This is a genomic window from Thalassobacter stenotrophicus, from assembly GCF_001458315.1.
Lineage (GTDB): Bacteria > Pseudomonadota > Alphaproteobacteria > Rhodobacterales > Rhodobacteraceae > Thalassobacter > Thalassobacter stenotrophicus.
Genome location: NZ_CYRX01000033.1, coordinates 237,602 through 254,347 on the forward strand (window position 1 = coordinate 237,602; position 16,746 = coordinate 254,347).

Here is a 16,746-nt window from a genome sequence, read left to right on the forward strand (position 1 = left end):
CCCGCCCCGGTACGTGGGGGCAAGCAATGGGACAATTGGACGAGGTGAGAGATGAGTGATGTAGAAATGATTGCGTTGCAGGAAAAGGTGGCGCACCTGACCCGCGTGGTCGAGGATTTGTCAGATGTTGTGGCCGGGCACGCCAAAACATTGGACATCGCCGAGCGTCGGATTGAGGCGTTGATGCGCCGCGCCGCCGAGAGCGAATTGGATGCGGGGGGCACCGTGCCCCTAGCTGATCAACGCCCACCGCATTGGTAGGTCGCCCGGTTATTGCGGGCTGAGCGTGTCGGGATCTGGGGCGAGGCCCCAGATGGCCGCTGGCGCGGCGTTTGAGTATTTTTGGAACAAAGGAAGCGAGGCGGCGTTAGAGCAGCCCGATGTCTGCCAGCTCGCGGGCGAGTGTGTCGGGGAGGGGGTCGTCAGCCTCACGGCCTTCGCGCAGGTCTAGGGGGGCGTCGGCAGCTTGGAGGTAGCGCCAGCCTTGGAACGGGCGTTTGGGAGCGGGCGTGACGCGGGTGATCGTGGGGTCCAGCACGATGCCGCAGCGGCGGATACCGTCGTGGCCGATTACCTCATCGAAGCGAACGATAGGTTGGCGGCAGAGCACCAAGCCTTTGAATACCCAGTAGAGTGAGCCTTGGCCCACGATCTCGGCTTCGCGTTTGGGCCACATGCGCGTGACATGGCGCGGCTGGCCATCGGGGCCTTTGGCGCGGGGGTGGTTTTGCCACGCCAGAAGGTCCTCAACCGCTTCTGCTCCAACGCAGAGTTTGATAAGATGCACAGGCTTATCCACAGAGTCGTCCCCATAATTCACAACATATGGTAGTGGATTTTGAGGGGTCTTCAAGCTATTGTGTATACCCGCTGTTATTGAAAACAAGGATCACTGCCATGACCCGTTTTACCGCTCCGATTGCTGAACAGATTTGGGATATGAAGTATCGGTTCAAGGAGGCGGATGGGACGCCGCTGGATCATTCGGTGGAGGACACGTGGCGGCGGATTGCCCGGGCTTTGGCAGCGGTTGAGGCGGAGCCGGAGGTTTGGGAGCCTCGGTTTTATGCCGCGTTGGAGGATTTCAAGTATTTGCCCGCGGGCCGCATTACGGCGGGGGCAGGGACTGCGCGGTCGGTGACGTTGTTCAATTGTTTCGTCATGGGCACGGTTCCCGACAGCATGGGCGGAATTTTCGATATGCTGAAGGAGGCCGCGCTGACGATGCAGCAGGGTGGCGGGATCGGCTACGATTTTTCGACCATCCGGCCCAAGGGCGCGAGCGTGACGGGTGTGGCGGCGGATGCCAGTGGGCCTTTGTCGTTTATGGATGTGTGGGATTCGATGTGCCGCACGATTATGTCGGCGGGGTCCCGGCGGGGGGCGATGATGGCCACGATGCGGTGCGACCACCCCGACATTATTGATTTTATCGAAGCCAAGTCGGACCCGGCGCGGCTGCGCATGTTCAACGTGAGCGTGTTGGTCACGGACGCCTTTATGGAGGCGGTGAAGGCCGATGCTCCGTGGGATTTGGTGTTTGACGGGCGGGTGTACCGCACGTTGGACGCGCGTGATCTGTGGAACCGGATCATGCAGGCGACGTTCGAATACGCCGAGCCGGGGGTGATTTTCATTGACCGGATCAACGCGGCCAACAACCTGAATTATTGCGAGACGATTGCGGCAACGAACCCCTGTGGGGAGCAGCCCTTGCCGCCCTATGGGGCCTGTTTGCTGGGTTCGGTGAATATGGCGCGGCTGGTGGATCGGCCGTTTGAGGACGGGGCGGATTTGGATGAGGAGGCTTTGGTTTCCTTGGTCGGGACCGCCGTGCGGATGATGGACAACGTGGTTGATGCCTCACGCTTTCCGCTAGAGGCGCAGGCCGCTGAGGCGCGGGCCAAGCGGCGTATTGGACTGGGCGTGACCGGGTTGGCGGATGCGTTGTTGATGGTCGGTGCGCGCTATGGCTCGGAGGAGGCGGCGCGTCTGACGGACCGCTGGTTGCACCGGATCGCGCGCGCCGCATACCTTGCGTCGGTGCAATTGGCGCAGGAAAAGGGGCCGTTTCCGTTGTTTGACGCGGAGGCCTATTTGGCCAGCGGCACGATGGAGGCGATGGATGACGACGTGCGCGATGCCATCCGCATCCATGGGATTCGCAACGCGCTGCTGACCTCGATCGCGCCGACGGGGACCATTTCGCTCTATGCGGGGAATGTGAGTTCGGGCATCGAGCCGGTGTTCGCCTATGCTTATACGCGCAAAGTGTTGCAAAAGGACGGGTCGCGGACCGAAGAAGAGGTCGTGGATTACGCCGTCCAGATGTGGCGCGAAAAGTTTGGCGACCGGGAGCTGCCCGATTACTTCGTGAATGCCCAAACGCTTGCGCCACAAGACCACGTGCGGATGCAGGCGGCGGCGCAAAAATGGATCGATTCGAGTATCTCAAAGACGATCAACTGCCCCGAAGACATCAGCTTTGAGGATTTTAAGGACGTCTACATGGCTGCTTGGGATCAGGGCTGTAAGGGCTGCACGACCTATCGGCCCAATGCGGTGACCGGGTCGGTGTTGAGCGTGTCGGAGGATAAGCAGGACCTGAGCGCGGCGCCTGAGGCTCGTAGTGACACGTCTGAGGGCGCAGAAGTTGTTCACCTCTCGGAGCCGTTGCGGCGGCCCGCATCGTTGGAGGGGCAGACCTATAAGGTGAAGTGGCCCAACACCGAGCATGCTATTTACATCACGATCAATGACGTGATCCTGAACGGGCATCGGCGTCCGTTTGAGGTGTTCATCAACTCCAAGAACATGGAGCATTTTGCGTGGACGGTTGCGTTGACGCGGATGATCTCGGCCGTGTTCCGGCGAGGCGGTGATGTGTCGTTCGTGGTTGAGGAATTGAAGGCGGTGTTTGATCCGCGCGGGGGCGCTTGGGTTGAGGGCAAGTATATCCCGTCGATCCTTGCGGCGATTGGCGGGGTGATTGAGCAGCATCTGATCTCAATCGGATTTATTGAGGGTGAGGGTATGGGCCTAAAGGCTGATCCTAAGGCCGAGGTCGTTAACCTGCCCGGACAAGGCGCGGGGCCTGCCTGTCCGAGTTGTGGGCAATACGGGATGCAGATGATCGAAGGCTGCATGACGTGCCGGGATTGCGGCCATTCAAAGTGCGGCTGAGGGCGTGGTGCGCGGCCCCGATGGGCCAAAAGAAGGGTGCCGCAAACTGGCCTTTTGGTGTCTGAAATAGGCTGACCTCAAAATGGTTGCTCGCTAGGCTGCTCCCAAAACAGGGGGTGACCATGCACTTTGGGTTGAGCGATGAGCAGCAGATGATCGTGGATACGGTCCGGTCGTTTGTAGAGGCCGAGATCTATCCGCATGAGGCGGAGGTCGAGCGGACCGGCGAAGTGCCGCCCGCCGTCGCCGAAGCGATCAAGGCCAAGACGCTTGAGTTGGGCTTTTACGCCTGTAATTTCCCGCAAGAGGTTGGCGGCGCTGGGCTAAACCACGTGGATTTCGCGCTTGTGGAGCGTGAGTTGGGCCGTGGGTCCATGGCGTTGACGCATTTCTTTGGGCGGCCGCAAAACATCCTGATGGCCTGCGAGGGTGAACAGCGTGAGCGGTACCTGCTGCCAGCGGTGCGTGGGGAGCGGATGGACGCGCTTGCGATGACAGAACCCGGCGCGGGTTCGGACGTGCGGGGCATGACTTGCGCCGCGGTGCGCGACGGTGGCGACTGGGTCTTGAACGGGACCAAGCATTTTATCTCGGGCGCGGAACACGCGGATTTCGTGATTGTGTTTGTCGCGACCGGTGAGGATCAAACCCCCAAGGGCCCCAAAAAGCGGATCACGACGTTTTTGGTGGATCGGGGCACGCCGGGGTTCACGATCCGGGATGGATACAAGAGCGTCAGCCATCGCGGCTATAAGAACATGATCCTAGAGTTCGACAATTGCCGCCTGCCGGATGCCCAAGTCTTGGGCGAGGTGGATGGCGGTTTTGCGGTGATGAACGAGTGGCTTTATGCGACGCGGATCACGGTGGCCGCGATGGCGGTGGGCCGGGCGCGGCGTTGTTTTGATCTGGGGCTGAATTATGCGGCTGAGCGTCGGCAGTTCGGGCAGGCGATTGGCAAGTTTCAGGGGGTGAGTTTTCAGCTAGCGGACATGGTCACGGAGATTGACGCCGCCGATTACCTGACGCTTGCGAGCGCGTGGCGATTGGATGAGGGGCTGCCCGCGAACCGTGAAATTGCGAGTGCGAAGCTCTATGCCTCGGAGATGCTGGCGCGGGTTACGGATGCTGTGTTGCAGATCCATGGGGGGATGGGATTGATGGATGATTACCCCATTGAGCGGTTCTGGCGCGATGCGCGGGTGGAGCGTATTTGGGATGGGACGAGCGAAATTCAGCGCCACATTATCTCGCGCGAGTTGTTGCGGCCCTTGGAGGACTGAGGGCGTGGGAGCCTCCGGCGGGAGTATTTTGGGAACAAAGGATGGGTTGGGGCGGCTTTTGCGGCCTCGGTCCATCGCGGTGGTGGGCGGCGGCGCGTGGTGTGCGTCGGTCCTTGCGAATTGTCGGGACTTTGACGGGCCTGTGTGGTGGGTGCATCCCATTCGCGGGGATGTCGCACGGGTCGAGGATTTGCCGGGCGTGCCGGATGCGGTGTTTTTGGGCGTGAACCGTGAGGCGACCGTCGAAGCGGTGAATGTGTTGTCTGCGATGGGGGCTGGGGGGGCTGTGTGCTTTGCCTCCGGCTTTTCGGAGGCGGTGGCGGAGTTAGCGGACGGCGGCGATATGCAGGCCGCGCTTTTGGCCGCAGCCGGAGAGATGCCGATATTGGGGCCTAATTGCTATGGTCTTTTGAACTATCTTGATGGGGTTGGATTGTGGCCCGATCAGCATGGTGGTGTGCCTGTGGAGCGAGGGGTTGCGATTGTGGCGCAAAGTTCCAACATCGCGCTGAACATCACGATGCAGGCGCGGGGATTGCCGATTGCCTATGTCGTGACGCTTGGAAATCAGGCGAGCCGGGGTGTGAGTGATGTGATTGCGGAACTGGCGGCGGACCCTCGGGTGAGTGCGATTGGGCTGTACCTTGAGGGGATCGATGATCTGGAGCGGTTCGTGTCGGTTGCGCGAGCCGTTGAGGTGCCGATCGTTGCGTTGAAGGTGGGGCGGTCGGCGCAGGCGCAGGCCGGGGCGGTATCGCACACGGCCTCTTTGGTTGGGTCAAGCGCCGGGGCGTCCGCGTTGTTTGCCCGCCTTGGGATCGGAGAGGTTGAGAGCCTGCCGGTTCTGTTAGAAACGTTGAAACTGTTGCATTGCACGGGCGGTTTGGCGGGCTCGCGGGTTGTGTCGGCGTCATGCTCGGGCGGTGAGGCGAGCCTGATGGCGGATTTGGGCGCGCGATTGGGCGTGACGTTTCCGGCGCTGGAACAAGGGCAATCGGATGGGCTGCGCGCGGCGCTCGGCCCCAAGGTCGCGCTGGCCAACCCGTTGGATTACCACACCTATATCTGGGCCGATGTGCAGGCGATGACTGCGACTTATTCGGCCATGATGGCGGGTGACGTGGATATGGGGCTGTTGGTGTTGGATTTTCCGCGGGGAGATCGGTGCGACGTGGAGGCGTGGACGCCTGCGATTGAGGCGCTTGAGGCGGCGGTAGTGGCAAGTGATGCGCCCATGGGGTTGGTGTCGAGTTTGCCAGAGGCCTTGCCAGAGGACGTGGCGCATCGGTTGATTGCGCAGGGCATTGTGCCGTTTTCGGGTATGGCGGAGGCCTTGGCCGCGATTGCAGTGGTCGGCACGATGGCGCGGGATGACAGTGCGCGGCCCTTGGTGCCCGGCTCGTATAGTGGTGTGCCCGTTGTGTGGGGCGAGGGGCGATCCAAGGCGGCCTTGGCGGCCTATGGTGTGGCTGTTCCGCCTGGGGATGGAGCCGGGCCGTTTGTGGTGAAGGCCACGGGGCTTGCTCACAAGACCGAGGCCGGGGGTGTGATGTTGAACGTCGCCGCGTGTGATTTGGCGCAGGCCAAGGTGGCGCTGGGCGGCGCGGTTTTGGTGGAGGAAATGATCACCGACGCCGTGGTTGAAGTTTTGGTCGCTGTCGTGCGGGACCCCGCCCACGGGTTTGTCCTGACGCTCGGCGCTGGCGGAGTTGATACGGAGTTGTGGCGTGACACGGTGCAGCTGTTGGTGCCCAGCACTGCCGCCGAGATTGACGCGGCCCTCAGCCGCTTAGCTATTGCGCCGAAATTGGTGGGCTGGCGCGGGGCGCCGGGTGTGAACCGGGAGGGTCTTGTGGCTTTGGTGCAATCCGTGCAGGACTTCGCGCAGGCCCATGCGGATGCGTTGTGGGAAGTTGAGATTAACCCGGTGCTGTGTACGCCCACCCGCGCGGTGGCAGTGGACGCATTGGTGCGCATGGCGGAGGACTAAATGGACACCCCTTTTCACATCGAGCGTCGCGGTGGCGTGTTTGAATTCACGCTTAACCGGCCCAAAGCCAATGCGATTGATCTGGAAACCAGCCGGGCCATGGGCGAGGCATTTACCGCGTTTCGGGACGACCCGGAGATGCGGGTGGCCTTGGTCACCGGTGCGGGCGAGAAGTTTTTCTGCCCCGGCTGGGATTTGAAAGCTGCGGCCGATGGTGATGCCGTAGATGGGGATTACGGCAAGGGCGGTTTTGGTGGTTTGCAGGAGCTACGCGGGCTCAACAAGCCGGTGATCATGGCGGTGAACGGGATTTGCTGTGGTGGCGGGTTGGAGCTGGCCTTGTCGGGCGACATTATCTTGGCCTCTGAGGGCGCGTCATTTGCATTGCCCGAGATACGCTCGGGCACTGTTGCGGATGCGGCGTCTATCAAGTTGCCCAAGCGTATTCCGTATCACATCGCGATGGAGATGTTGTTGACGGGACGTTGGCTAGAAGCGGAAGAAGCCGCGCGTTGGGGGTTGGTGAACCGAGTTGTGTCCGCTGAGAATTTGATGGCCGAGGCGCGGGCTTTGGCGGATAGTCTTGCGAGCGGGCCGCCGTTGGTGTTTGCCGCGATCAAAGAGGTTGTGCGCGAGGCGGAAGATATGAAATTCCAAGACGCGTTGCTGCGGATTAAATCCAGCCAGTTTGAGAGTGTGGAGCGATTGTATCGATCCGAGGATCAGTTGGAAGGTGCGCGCGCTTTTGCTGAAAAGCGCGATCCCGTATGGACGGGGCGCTAGGGTGGCCACAGATTTTTCGGGAAAAAATCTGGCCTCCGGCGGGGATATTTTGAAACCAAAGATGACGAGGAAGTAAGACATGCCACTGACGATGAACCGGGAGGTGTTTGTCACCTGTGCTGTCACAGGGTCCGGCGGAACGCAGGATCGCAGTCCCCATGTGCCGCGCTCGCCTACGCAGATTGCCGAAAGTGCGATTGACGCGGCGAAGGCCGGTGCAGCCGTTGTGCATTGCCATGTGCGGGACCCTGAGACTGGTGCGCCTTCGCGGGATTTGGGTTTGTACCGCGAAGTGACCGACCGGATCAGGGATGCGGATGTTGATGTGGTGTTGAACCTGACCGCCGGTATGGGGGGTGACATTGTGTTTGGCGGCGTTGAGGCGCCTTTGCCCGTGGTCGCCGGGACCGACATGGTGGGTGCGACCGAGCGAGTTGCGCATATCGCCGAGTGCCTGCCGGAAATTTGTACCCTGGATTGCGGCACGATGAACTTTGCCGAAGCTGACTACGTGATGACCAACACGCCCGGGATGTTGCGGGCGATGGGGCAGGCGATGACGGATTTGGGTGTGAAGCCCGAGATTGAGGCGTTTGACACCGGGCATCTTTGGTTTGCCAAGCAGTTGGTGGCGGAGGGTATTTTGACCTCTGACGCGTTGGTTCAATTGTGTATGGGCGTGCCTTGGGGCGCGCCGGATGACCTGAACACCTTTATGGCGATGGTGAATAACGTGCCATCGGATTGGACGTTCAGTGCATTTGGGTTGGGGCGCAATCAGATGGCCTATGTTGCGGCAAGTGTTCTTGCGGGCGGCAACGTGCGGGTCGGTCTTGAGGACAACCTATGGCTTGAGAAGGGTGTTTTGGCCACGAATGCGCAGCTTGTTGAGCGTGCGGTTGGTGTCATTGAGGGTATGGGCGCGCGGGTGATTGGCCCCGCTGAGGTGCGTGAAAAGCTGGGGCTTGTGAAGCGCGCGCCGCGTGATGACCTGCGTGATGCGCGCAGTCTCGCGGCACCTGTGCCTGCGGCGGATGCGTCGGGGCGCAAGACCTGTCCCGAGTGTGGTCATCTGTTCCGTGGCAAGGGCTGGGATGGCATCGATACGCATTGGCATCTGAAGCACGAGGGCATCATGCCATTTGATCAGGCTTGGCCTGCGATTGAGGCTGGCACGTATAAGTCGTCCTCATGACGCACGAAGGCGCGCGGGTTGTTATCACCGCTGGAGGCGCCGGGATCGGGGCCTGCTTGGCACGGCGATTTGCTGAGCAGGGGGCGCAGGTCGCCTATTGTGACGTTGATCCCGGTGAGGTGCCTGAGGGCATGTTGGGTGTCGCTGCTGACGTCACGGATGAAGCGCAGATGGCTGCGTTTTTTGCCCGCGTCGAGGAGACGATGGGCGGTGTCGACGTGCTGTGCGCCAACGCGGGCATTGGTGGCCCTGCGGCGGGCATTGCGGACATGAGCCTTGGGGATTGGCGCGCCACTTTGTCTGCCAATCTGGACGGCGCGTTTCTGGCTACGCGCTGGGCTGCGCCGTTGATGGCCGCGCAGGGGGCGGGATCGATCATGCTGACGTCCTCGACATCTGGGCTATGGGGTGTGCCGACGCGCGCGCCCTATGTCGTTGCGAAATGGGGCGTGATTGGCTTGATGAAGACCCTCGCGATGGAGCTTGGCCCCTCTGGCGTGCGCGTCAATGCGGTGGCACCGGGTGCGGTTGAAGGCCCTCGCATGGAGCGGGTTCTTGCCAAGGAAGCCGCTGCAAAGGGCTGCTCCGTTGAGGACATGCGCGCGCTTTATGCTGAGGGCACCTCCCTGCGGACATGGGTCACCGCAGAGGACATCGCGGATATGGTTTTGTTCGTCACATCAGATGCGGGCAAGCGGATTTCAGGACAAACACTGGCCGTGGACGGCCATACGGAGCGGATGACATGAAGGCAGCGATTATTGGCGGCGGCGTAATTGGCGGCGGTTGGGCGGCACGGTTCTTGTTGAACGGATGGGATGTGGCTGTGGCCGATCCCGACCCAGAAGCAGAGCGCAAGATCAACGAAGTGTTGGCGGGCGCGCGGCGGTCCTTGCCTGCGGTATATGACCGGGCGTTGCCAGCCGAGGGCACGCTAAGCTTTTGCGCGTTGGAGGACGCCTGTGCGGGCGCCGATTGGGTGCAGGAAAGCGTGCCAGAGCGGTTGGATATCAAACACACCGTGCTGGACCGCGTGAATGCAGCGGCCCCGGATAGTGCCGTGATCGCGTCCTCGACCAGCGGGTTCAAGCCCTCTGAGCTGACGGCGCAGGGTGCGCGCTGCATCGTGGCGCATCCGTTTAACCCTGTGTATCTGCTGCCGCTGATTGAGCTGGTGGGCGACGTGCCTGCGGGTGCAGCCGATATGCTGCGCAGTGTCGGCTTTTCACCCCTGCATGTGCGCAAAGAGATCGACGCGCATATTGCGGACCGTTTCCTTGAGGCCGTTTGGCGTGAGGCGCTTTGGCTGGTTAAGGACGGTATCGCGACCACGGAAGAGATTGATGAAGCGATCCGCATGGGCTTTGGCTTGCGGTGGGCGCAAATGGGGCTGTTTGAAACCTACCGCGTGGCGGGCGGTGAGGCCGGGATGAAGCACTTTATGGCGCAGTTCGGTCCCGCGTTGCAGTGGCCGTGGACCAAGCTGATGGATGTGCCCGAGTTTACGGATGAGCTGGTTGATCTAATCGCGGGGCAATCCGACGCGCAATCTGGGCATTTGAGCATTCGTGAGTTGGAACGTTTGCGCGACGACAACCTTGTGGGCATTCTGCGCAGCCTCAAGCGGACGAATGCTGCGGCGGGTGGTGTGATCGCCGCCCATGAGGCCAGCCTTCCGCAGCCAAGCGCATCCCCTGAGGCTTTGCCCATCACCCAAGACCGCGTGATCCCGCAGACATGGACCGATTACAACGGGCACATGAATGAGGCGCACTACCTTGAGCTGGGCGCGGCGGCGACCGACCGCTTCATGGAGATGATCGGTGCTGATGCGGCCTACATCGCCGAAGGGCTGAGCTATTTTACCACAGAAAACCACTTGCAGTATCTGGATGAGATGCACGCTGGTGATCGCGTCCGGGTGAGCACTCAAGTGCTAGAGGGTGGCCCGAAAAAGATGCATTTGTTCCACCGGATGATGAACCCTGCGGGTGAGGTTGCGGCGACCATGGAGACGTTCCTTTTGCATGTTGATCTGGGCACGCGGCGTAGTGCGCCTGCGCGTGCGGATGTGGCCGAGGCGTTGGCCGCGTTTGGACAAGCGCATGCAGGGATGCCCCGGCCCGAGGGCGCAGGGCGCTACGTGGGGCAGCGGGGCTAACCAGCCCCTTTGATCACGCAAAATAGGGACGCGCGTGTTGCCCAAGAGCTGGGCTGCACGGGCGTTGGTCTGCGGTTTTCGCTAAAGCGGAACGAGCGTTCTGTTTTGGTAGCGGGTATGGAATTTATTCCCGCGCAAATGCTTTGTATTCTGCTTTGTGAGAACGCATATGGGGCAGACGCAAAGAAATAGGTGCGCCCATGCTGCTGGATTACATCCCCTCTGACCTGAATGTTCAACTTCTGTTTGGATTGGCGCTTGGCGTGCTGTTCGGCATTGCGGCGCAGATCACTCGGTTTTGTTTGCGGCGCTCGGTCGCTGGCGAAGAGGGCGTGGATCGGGCGGGCCTGTCCGTTTGGCTGCTCGCACTTGCGGCGGCGATCGCGGCGGTGCAGTTCGCGGTGGGCGCGGGCTACGCCGTTTTGGACGAAAGCCGCTACCTTAACCCTGATATTCCGGCACTTGCGATTGTGCTGGGTGGGCTCGCTTTTGGGGTAGGGATGGTGCTGACGCGCGGTTGCGTGACGCGCCTGACGGTGTTGTCGGCGACCGGCAACATGCGTGCGCTTACGGTTTTGGTGGTGTTTGCCATCACGGCCCACGCGATGATGAAGGGCATTCTTGCGCCGCTGCGCACGACCCTTGGCGAAATCTCATTTGAGCTGCCGTTTGCTACAATCGCTGCGGTCCCGGGCATCAGTGTTGTGCTGCCGATTGGTCTGATCGCGGGCAGCGTATGGCTGGCAAAACGGGGCGGCGCATCCGTGACGCATTTAGGCTTGGGGGTGTTTATCGGCCTTCTGGTGGCTGCGGGCTGGATCGGGACATCAACCCTGTTGATGGATGAGTTCGATCCGTCCCCTGTGCAATCCATCGCGTTTACCCTGCCTTGGACGGATAGTTTGTTTTGGGTCATCGCCTCAACGGCCATTCCCGCCGGGTTCGGCACGGGTCTGATCGGCGGCGTGATGGTTGGGGCGTTCTTAAGCGCACTTGTGCGGTCTGAGTTGGCCTTGGTCAGCTTCGCTGAGCCTCAGCAGACCGTGCGCTACGGCGCAGGCGGTGTGTTGATGGGTATTGGTGGGGTCTTGGCGGGCGGCTGCACGATTGGTGCGGGCCTGAGCGGCGTCGCCACCCTTAGCCTGTCGGCCATGCTGGCGCTGGTCGCGATTGTTACGGGCGCAGTTGTTGCACGCTATGTGCTGGGTGCGCGATCCGCGGGCGCGGTGCTGGCATAGCGCGATCTGGGCAGTTATCCACAATCTGCCCACAAAAAATCAACATATTTATCCACAGTAACGAATCACCCCCTTCCCAGGGTGATTCGGCTGTGTTAGCCTTATGGGAAGTTCTTTGAGCAGCCAGAAATAAGAACAAATACCGTAGGCAGGTGATAACAGGCCATGAGCATTCGCGGCGCAAGCCCGATGCTCAACACATTAGCGAACTCCCGGGGAGATGGTGGAACACCGCACCCGGGACGGACCTGTGAGAGACGCACCAATACGGTGTTGACCGGGCGCTTTGGGTTCCATGAGGGGAACCGGGCGCCTTTTGCTTTTCCCCCTATATACTGTGCAGTTGTCGGCTTTGTGGCGCCCGCGCCAAGGGTTAAAGCCTGTGCCAAGGCTATCGCGCTTGACTCCCCCCACATGGCCCCGTAAAGCCCGCCCATTCATTGGTGTTGGTGGCCCCTGCAAGGGGATGCCTGTCGGGGTTCGCCCAAAGGACAACGCCCTTCTTGATGGTTCTGATGCGCCTCACCGCGTGCCCTAACCATCCTACATAACGAAGGAGAACAGCCGTGACCAAACGCACGTCTGCCAAGTACAAAATTGACCGCCGCATGGGCGAAAACATCTGGGGCCGCGCTAAATCCCCAGTGAACCGCCGCGAATACGGTCCCGGCCAGCACGGTCAGCGCCGCAAGGGCAAACTGTCCGACTTTGGTCTGCAGTTGCGCGCCAAGCAAAAACTGAAGGGTTACTACGGCGACCTGACAGAGAAACAATTCAAGCGCATCTTTGGTGAAGCTGCTCGTGTCAAAGGCGACACCGGTGAGAACCTGATCGGTCTGCTGGAGCGTCGTCTGGACGCTGTTGTGTACCGCGCCAAGTTCGTTGCAACCATCTTTGCTGCACGCCAATTCGTGAACCACGGCCACGTGACCGTGAACGGTAAGAAAGTGAACATCGCTTCCTACCGTGTGAACGAAGGCGACGTGATCGAAGTTCGTGAGAAGTCCAAGCAGATCGCAGTCGTGATCGAGGCTACTCAGCTGGCTGAGCGCGATGTTCCTGACTACATCGAAGCCGACCACAACAAAATGAAGGCGACGTTCGTGCGCACTCCCGGCTTGGGCGACGTGCCCTACGCGGTGCAAATGGAACCAAACCTCGTCATCGAATACTACGCTCAGAACTAATCTGACGCTGGTTGATGGATTTAAAGGCCGCTCCTTTGGGGGCGGCCTTTTGCGTTGGGGCTGTGTATGCGGTGCCTGCTGGGCGATATTTCGGCAAATACGTCGCGTTCCATGGCTATCCTCTGTGGTTGGTTTCAGCCTATGAAGCCCGCACTGGCTGGCGCGTCCGTCTGTGACATTGCCCTAAGCCATTTTCTTTCGGCCAAGCGCGGTTTATCTCGAACCGCACCAAGCAAGGAGCAGCGCGATGTCTCACCCAGTTTATGCCCGTATTGATGGCCCCATTGTGATGATCGGTTTTGGGTCGATTGGTCGGGGGACGTTGCCCTTGATTGAGCGCCACTTTGACTATGACCACGCGGCGTTTTCGGTGATTGAGCCGGGTGAGGCGGGGCAAAAGGAATTGGCGGCGCGGGGCATTACCTGTCATCCCGTGGCGCTGACGCCTGAGAATTACCGTGAGGTGCTGGGCAAGGTTTTGGAACCGGGCAAAGGGTTTTGCGTGAACCTAAGCGTCGATACCTCTTCGCTTGATTTGATGAAGTTCTGCCGCGAAATCGGCGTGCCCTATATCGACACCGTGGTTGAGCCATGGGCGGGCTTCTATTTTGACACCGAAGACAACGCCGCCCGCACCAATTACGCGCTGCGCCAAGCGGTGCGCGATGAGAAGGCCGCAAACCCCGGCGGAAGCACCGCCGTGTCGTGCTGTGGCGCGAACCCCGGGATGGTGTCGTGGTTTGTGAAAGCCGGCTTGATGACCTTGGCCCGGGATACGGGCCGCGAGATCACCGCACCTACGGACCGCGCTGGCTGGGCCGGGTTGATGCAGTCGCTTGGCGTTAAGGGCGTGCACATAGCAGAGCGTGACACTCAGGCCCGCGAAACGCCGCGCCCCCGCGGTGTTTTTGTGAACACTTGGTCGGTCGAGGGTTTTATCGCCGAAGGGTTCCAGCCCGCTGAGTTGGGGTGGGGCACGCATGAGACATGGTTCCCGGAAAACGGCTATCGCCACAGTGAGGGATGTCAGTCGTCTATCTGGCTGGACCGGCCGGGTGCGATTACGCGGGTGCACACCTGGTGCCCCACGCCGGGGCCTCAGTTTGGGTTTTTGGTGACGCACAATGAGGCGATCTCGATCTCGGATTACTACACTGTAGGTGCTGCGGATGCGCCGGAGTTTCGGCCAACGTGCCACTATGCCTATCACCCGGCAGATGATGCTGTTTTGTCCCTGCATGAGATGTTTGGATCGGGACGTCAGCAGACCGAGCATGTGATCTTGGAGGTCGATGAGATCGTCGAGGGGATCGATGAGTTGGGTGTGCTGCTTTATGGGCATGAGAAGAATGCCCTGTGGTACGGATCGCGGCTGTCGAACGAAGAGACCAAAGCGTTGGCGCCCGATCAGAATGCGACCGGGTTGCAGGTGACCTCTGCGGTTTTGGCCGGGATGGTCTGGGCGTTGGAAAACCCCAATGCGGGTATCGTTGAGACCGACGAAATGGATCACGCTCGCTGTTTGGAGGTGCAAGTGCCCTACCTCGGCCCGGTCGAGGCGCATTATACCGATTGGACGCCATTGCAGGATCGCTGGCAGCATTTTCCCGAGGATATTGACGAAGCCGATCCTTGGTTGTTCCGCAACGTGCTTGCCAGTTAGATTTTTTGCCTCCGGCGGGGATATTTCGAAACCAAAGAAACGCAGGGGCAGGTGTGCGCGGGCGCGGGATTGCTCTGAGCGGGGCAGTGGTGTAGCGCGAGTGGGTGAAAACTGTACACCTCTCTGAGACGCGCGACTGGCCTTTGTGGCGGCGCCCTGTGGCTTTGCTGGCTTTGATGGCCGCGGCTATGCCGATTGCTTTTGCGACTTGGTCGGCGCTGTTGAACAACTTTGTCATTGAGATGGCCGGCTTTGATGGTGCCGACATCGGGTGGCTGCATACGGTGCGTGAAATCCCAGGCTTTTTGGCCATTGGGGTGATTTTCATTATCATCTTTATGCGCGAGCAAGTGTTGGCGTTGGTGTCGCTGGTTTTGTTGGGGTTTGCGACGGTGATTACTGCGCAGTTTCCATCGTTGGGTGGGTTGTTGTTTGTGACGCTCTTGTCGTCCATCGGGTTTCATTACTACGAGACCGCCAACCAATCGTTGCAGTTGCAATGGATCGAAAAGGCGCGCGCGCCGCAAGTGTTGGGCATTTTGATGGCTGTGGGGTCGGGTGCGACGTTGCTGGCGTATGGCGCGATTGTGCTGACGTGGCGGGCGTTCGATCTGAGCTATGATCTGGTGTATTGGGTTGCGGGGTCGATCACTGTGGCCATGGCGCTGTTTGCGTTTTGGGCGTTTCCGCAGTTTGAGAGCCCCAACCCGCAGACCAAGAAGATGGTCCTGCGTAAGCGCTATTGGCTGTATTACCTGTTGCAGTTCATGTCCGGTGCGCGGCGGCAGATTTTCGTAGTCTTTGCGGGCTTTATGATGGTCGAGAAGTTCGGCTTTTCGGTGAGCGATATTACGTCCCTGTTCATGGCCACGCTCGTGGTGAACATGATCGTGGCGCCCCAGTTGGGCCGGGCTGTCGCGTATTTTGGCGAACGAGCCGCTTTGATCGTCGAATATGCCGGGTTGTTCGGGATTTTTGCTTTCTACATTGGGCTATATTTGTTCGATTGGTCGGCCACGGTAGCGGCGGCCCTGTACATCTTGAACAACATCTTTTTCAGCCTCGCGCTGGCGATTAAGACATACTTTCAAAAGATCGCCGACCCCGGGGACATCGCGCCCACGGCGGCAGTGGCCTTTACGATCAACCATATTGCGGCGGTGTTTTTGCCTGCATCGCTTGGCTACCTTTGGTTGGTGTCGCCGATTTCGGTATTTGTCGCGGCGGCGTGTATGGCGTTGGTGTCGCTTGGGCTGTCGTGTTTGATCCCGCGCCACCCTGAACCTGGGAATGAGACCGTGATCACGCGGCCTGTCCCTAGTCCTGCGGAGTAAAGCGCCCTATATCAAGCGAAAGCCAGATGGAGGTGCTGCATGTTTCTGTTCCAACGTAAGAAAGCCGAGATGGTTGCGCGCAGTGCAGCCTTACCCGGTCGTCAGACCGCCATTCCTACGGCGCAGACTCACTTTGTGAACGGTAATCCGCTGTTGGGCCCTGTGCCTGATGGCATGGAAGAGGCCATGTTTGGCATGGGCTGCTTCTGGGGCGTTGAGCGGATGTTTTGGCAGCTGGATGGCGTCTATGTCACGCTGGTGGGTTATGCGGGTGGCTACACCCCGAATGCCACATACGATGAGGTGTGTTCGGGCCAGACGGGCCACAATGAGGTGGTGCGCGTGATCTATGACCCTGCGGTCATCAGCTATGAAGATCTGCTGCGCGTCTTTTGGGAAGGGCATGACCCGACGCAGGGGATGCGGCAGGGCAACGATATGGGCACGCAGTACCGCAGCGGTATCTATGCTTATTCCGAGGTGCAAAAGACAGCGGCTGAGGCATCAAAGCTCGCGTTCGCGCCACGGCTTTTGTCTGCGGGCTATGGTGCCATCACCACTGAGATCATCGATGCGCCTGCGTTCTACCACGCTGAGGACTATCACCAGCAGTACCTTGCCAAGAACCCGGACGGCTATTGCGGGATTGGCGGGACGGGCGTGACCTGTCCCATTGGTGTGGGCGTCTAGACAGCCGCCGCTGGGCCGGGTAGGCGGGGTGCAAAGGAG

General features: G+C 60.3%; 13 protein-coding genes and 1 pseudogene. 13 read left to right on the forward strand and 1 reads right to left on the reverse strand.

Translation table 11 applies throughout. The features are described from left to right. Positions 1-51 precede the first annotated feature (51 nt). Positions 52-261, forward strand: coding sequence for a SlyX family protein (locus THS5294_RS15705; protein WP_038004389.1), 210 nt, complete (start codon positions 52-54; stop codon positions 259-261). A 106-nt stretch (positions 262-367) separates the two neighbouring features. Here THS5294_RS15705 and THS5294_RS15710 read toward each other — a convergent pair whose 3' ends face one another. Next, on the reverse strand, positions 368-799 hold the full coding sequence (locus THS5294_RS15710; protein ID WP_038004391.1) for a DUF1489 family protein: 432 nt from the start codon (positions 797-799) through the stop codon (positions 368-370). A 98-nt stretch (positions 800-897) separates the two neighbouring features. Here THS5294_RS15710 and THS5294_RS15715 point away from each other — a divergent pair, with 98 nt between their 5' ends. The 12 genes and pseudogenes from THS5294_RS15715 to msrA all read left to right on the forward strand — a co-directional run bounded on the left by THS5294_RS15715 (position 898) and on the right by msrA (position 16,707). Beyond that, positions 898-3,183 (forward strand): adenosylcobalamin-dependent ribonucleoside-diphosphate reductase, encoded by a 2,286-nt coding sequence (locus THS5294_RS15715; RefSeq protein WP_058124485.1) that lies wholly within the window; start codon positions 898-900, stop codon positions 3,181-3,183. A gap of 122 nt (positions 3,184-3,305) precedes the next feature. Continuing rightward, on the forward strand, positions 3,306-4,466 hold the full coding sequence (locus tag THS5294_RS15720; RefSeq protein ID WP_058124486.1) for an acyl-CoA dehydrogenase family protein: 1,161 nt from the start codon (positions 3,306-3,308) through the stop codon (positions 4,464-4,466). Positions 4,467-4,470: 4 nt separating this feature from the next. After that, positions 4,471-6,456 carry an acetate--CoA ligase family protein gene (locus tag THS5294_RS15725; RefSeq protein WP_233486503.1) on the forward strand — a complete coding sequence of 662 codons (1,986 nt, stop codon included), beginning with the start codon at positions 4,471-4,473 and terminating at the stop codon, positions 6,454-6,456. Further along, positions 6,457-7,239, forward strand: coding sequence for a carnitinyl-CoA dehydratase (locus THS5294_RS15730; RefSeq protein WP_058124487.1), 783 nt, complete (start codon positions 6,457-6,459; stop codon positions 7,237-7,239). It abuts the gene before it with no gap. A gap of 79 nt (positions 7,240-7,318) precedes the next feature. After that, positions 7,319-8,221 (forward strand): annotated as a pseudogene (locus THS5294_RS15735) (beta-keto acid cleavage family enzyme); the annotation flags it as partial. 209 nt (positions 8,222-8,430) lie between these two features. After that, positions 8,431-9,183 (forward strand): SDR family oxidoreductase, encoded by a 753-nt coding sequence (locus tag THS5294_RS15740; protein ID WP_058124489.1) that lies wholly within the window; start codon positions 8,431-8,433, stop codon positions 9,181-9,183. After that, positions 9,180-10,595, forward strand: a complete 1,416-nt coding sequence (locus THS5294_RS15745; protein ID WP_058124490.1) for a carnitine 3-dehydrogenase — start codon at positions 9,180-9,182, stop codon at positions 10,593-10,595. Before THS5294_RS15740 ends, THS5294_RS15745 begins: the two co-directional genes overlap by 4 nt. Positions 10,596-10,795: 200 nt before the next feature. After that, on the forward strand, positions 10,796-11,833 hold the full coding sequence (locus tag THS5294_RS15755; RefSeq protein WP_058124492.1) for a YeeE/YedE family protein: 1,038 nt from the start codon (positions 10,796-10,798) through the stop codon (positions 11,831-11,833). A 566-nt stretch (positions 11,834-12,399) separates the two neighbouring features. Further along, positions 12,400-13,020, forward strand: a complete 621-nt coding sequence (gene rpsD, locus THS5294_RS15760; RefSeq protein ID WP_038004408.1) for a 30S ribosomal protein S4 — start codon at positions 12,400-12,402, stop codon at positions 13,018-13,020. A gap of 247 nt (positions 13,021-13,267) precedes the next feature. Further along, positions 13,268-14,683: a homospermidine synthase gene (locus THS5294_RS15765; RefSeq protein ID WP_058124493.1), complete on the forward strand. Its 1,416-nt coding sequence runs from the start codon at positions 13,268-13,270 to the stop codon at positions 14,681-14,683. A 104-nt stretch (positions 14,684-14,787) separates the two neighbouring features. Beyond that, the gene (locus THS5294_RS15770; protein ID WP_058124494.1) at positions 14,788-16,017 is read left to right on the forward strand and encodes an MFS transporter; all 1,230 of its coding nucleotides are present in this window, start codon (positions 14,788-14,790) and stop codon (positions 16,015-16,017) included. A gap of 39 nt (positions 16,018-16,056) precedes the next feature. Next, positions 16,057-16,707: a peptide-methionine (S)-S-oxide reductase MsrA gene (gene msrA / locus THS5294_RS15775; protein WP_058124495.1), complete on the forward strand. Its 651-nt coding sequence runs from the start codon at positions 16,057-16,059 to the stop codon at positions 16,705-16,707. The last annotated feature ends 39 nt before the right edge of the window (positions 16,708-16,746 follow it).